Below are 2,820 nucleotides of genomic sequence, written 5' to 3'. Positions count from 1 at the left end.
ACTCCGCCGCCGACGACCCCGACGACGCCGCCGCCGACGAACCCCACGACCCCGCCGCCGGCCAACCCGACCACCCCGCCGCCCGCGAACCCCACGACGCCGCCACCGGCGAACCCGACCACCCCGCCGCCTGCGCCGACGACCCCGCCGCCGCCCAAGCCCACCACGCCGCCGTCGCAGTACGGCCTCGGCACCGGCATCTCGCGCGGCTCGGCCGCGCAAGGGCAGAACGCGGTCGCGGTCGCCAAGACGCGGCTCGGGGCGCCGTACGTGTGGGGCGGCACGGGCCCGGGCTACGACTGCTCCGGCCTGACCATGACCTCCTGGCGCAGCGCGGGCGTCGCGATCAACCGCACCTCGCGCGACCAGTACAAGCAGGTCCTCAAGATCAGGTACGCCGACATGCGTCCCGGTGACCTCGTGTTCTGGGGCACCAACCCGAACGACCCGGGCTCGATCTACCACGTCGCCATGTACATCGGCGGCGGTCAGATCATCGAGGCCCCGCGGCCGGGCGTGGCCGTGCGCATCACGTCGATGCGCTGGGCCGGCTCCATGCCGTACGCGGGTCGCCCCTGACCCGCACCAGCGACGACGAAGGCCCGGTCCCTCACGGGAGCCGGGCCTTCGCCGTACGTGCGGGGTGGGTCAGTGCTCGTAGCCCGCGTCGATCGCGCGCTGGCGCGAGCGCTGGATCTCCGCCTCCGCCTCGGCGCGGCCGGTCCAGTGCGCGCCCTCGACGGACTTGCCGGGCTCGAGGTCCTTGTAGACCTCGAAGAAGTGCTGGATCTCGAGGCGGTGGAAGTCGGACACGTCGTCGATGTCCTGGCGCCAGGCCGCGCGCTGGTCGCCCGTCGGGACGCACAGCACCTTGTCGTCGCCGCCCGCCTCGTCGCGCATGCGGAACATGCCGAGCGCGCGGCAGCGGATGAGGCAGCCGGGGAACGTGGGCTCCTCGAGCAGCACGAGGGCGTCGAGCGGGTCGCCGTCCTCGCCCAGGGTGCCCTCGATGAAGCCGTAGTCGTCGGGGTAGCGGGTCGACGTGAAGAGCATGCGGTCGAGCCGGATCCGCCCCGTTGCGTGATCCACCTCGTACTTGTTGCGCTGACCCTTGGGGATCTCGATCGTGACGTCGAACTCCACGGCTCTCCTGTCCGCTCGCCGGGTCGCGGATCGGACGCGTGGCCGGGCGGCGTGGTTCGGGGACCGGCGCGCCGCAGGTACGGGCGGACCGTCTTGTCGACATATTCTGACCCACCGGTGGGCCGACCGTCCCATCGGGTCCCCGAGCGGAGCGTGACGATGGCCACAGGTGCGCGTGTCGTCGGCACGACGATGCTCGTCCTGGTCCTCGGCCTGGGCGGCTACGTCGCAGCCGACGCGTACGACGTCGCGCCCGGCTTCGTGACCCTGGACCCGGTTCCCGCCGAGGCCGCGCCGTTCCCGAGCGCGCCCGCCGCGGCCGCGCCGCCGGACGTCGTCCCCGCGCTCGGCGACCTCGACGAGCAGGTGCCCGAGCCCGCGTCCGACCCCGTCGCGACGCTCGTCGACAAGCTCGCGAACGACTCCCGGCTCGGCAAGAACGGCGCGACGGGCGTCGTCGTGGCCGACCAGCTCACGGGCGAGGTCATCGCCGAGCGGCGGTCCACCGCCCCGCGCGAGCCCGCGTCGACCGCGAAGCTCGTCACCGCGGTCGCGGCGCTCGGCACGCTCGACGCCACGACGACGCTCACGACGAGCGTCGTGCGCGGCAGCGGCGACCAGGTGGTGCTCGTCGGTGGCGGCGACATGATGCTCGCGCCCGACGCGGGCGACGCCGCGGTCGTCAACGGCCGCGCGGGCCTGGGCGACCTCGCGCGAGCGGCGGCCAAGCAGCTCAAGCTCGTCGGGCTCACGACCGTCACGCTGCGGGTCGACGACACCCTGTTCACCGGGCCGCGCACCAGCCCCGGCTGGGACGAGGGCGACCTGAACATGGGCTACGTCGCGCCCGTGACCGCGCTCGCGGTCAAGATCGCGGCGACCAAGGAGGGCGTGCCTTACCCGCCGCGGTCAGCCGACCCGACGATCGCCGCCGCGAAGATCTTCGCGCAGCGGCTCACCGAGGCGGGCATCACGGTCACCGGCGACCCGGCGCGCGCCGCCGCACCGGCCGGGGCGACCGTGCTCGCGAACGTCTCGTCGGCCCCGCTGCCCGAGCTCGTGCACTTCTTCCTCGAGGACTCCGACAACACCATCACCGAGGTGGTCTCGCGCGTCGTCGCGCTCGACCAGCGCCTCCCTGCGAGCTTCGAGGGCGGCACCCAGGCGGTCCTGCGCGCGGTGACGCGGCTCGGCGTCGACACCAAGGACGCCGTGCTCGCCGACGCCTCCGGCCTGGCCGAGGGTTCGCTCCTCACCCCGCTCACCCTGCTCGACCTCGTGGAGCTCGTCGTCGACCCGGCCCATCCCGAGCTGCGCTCGATCGCCGCGGGGATGCCGATCGGCGGCCTGACCGGCACGCTCGGCGACCGCTACCTGTCGTCCGACGCGCGCGGGCTGGTCCGCGCCAAGACCGGGAGCCTGTCGGGGGTCAAGGGCCTGGCCGGCACGGTCGTCGACGACAACGGTCGCCAGCTCGTCTTCGTCGTGCTGGTCAAGCACGAGAAGGAGACCGGCCCGTTCGGGCCGCGCCAGGCGATCGACGAGTTCGTCACCAACCTCCACGCCTGCGGCTGCACGGGCTGACCCGCCACCGTCCCCCCGCTCCCTCGCGACACCCCGCCCGCGACGCCCGCGAGACCGGCCCTCTCCCGCGAGGTCGTGAGTTCCGACTGCCGC

General features: G+C 73.9%; 3 protein-coding genes. 2 read left to right on the top strand and 1 reads right to left on the bottom strand.

Annotation, left to right across the window (positions count from 1 at the left end):
* The coding region (locus CWIS_RS05755; RefSeq protein WP_048342304.1) for a C40 family peptidase at positions 1 to 579 on the top strand (579 nt) is incomplete at its 5' end.
* 69 nt (positions 580 to 648) lie between these two features.
* Here the strand turns inward: CWIS_RS05755 and CWIS_RS05750 are convergent.
* Entirely contained in the window at positions 649 to 1,143 is a 495-nt protein-coding gene (locus CWIS_RS05750) for an inorganic diphosphatase (protein WP_013882397.1), read from the bottom strand.
* A gap of 159 nt (positions 1,144 to 1,302) precedes the next feature.
* On the opposite strand from CWIS_RS05750, the gene dacB reads away from it, so the two are divergent.
* On the top strand, positions 1,303 to 2,727 hold the full coding sequence (gene dacB / locus CWIS_RS05745) for a D-alanyl-D-alanine carboxypeptidase/D-alanyl-D-alanine-endopeptidase (protein WP_048342305.1): 1,425 nt from the start codon (positions 1,303 to 1,305) through the stop codon (positions 2,725 to 2,727).
* The last annotated feature ends 93 nt before the right edge of the window (positions 2,728 to 2,820 follow it).

The sequence above is a fragment of the Cellulomonas sp. A375-1 genome (genome assembly GCF_001040865.1).
Classification (GTDB): domain Bacteria; phylum Actinomycetota; class Actinomycetes; order Actinomycetales; family Cellulomonadaceae; genus Cellulomonas; species Cellulomonas gelida.
This window is presented reverse-complemented; position numbering and strand designations above follow the sequence as displayed.

Excerpts from the sequence above, each read along its gene's own strand:
- dacB (WP_048342305.1), top strand. The coding sequence starts at position 1,303 with ATGGCCACAGGTGCGCGTGTCGTCGGCACGACGATGCTCGTCCTGGTC.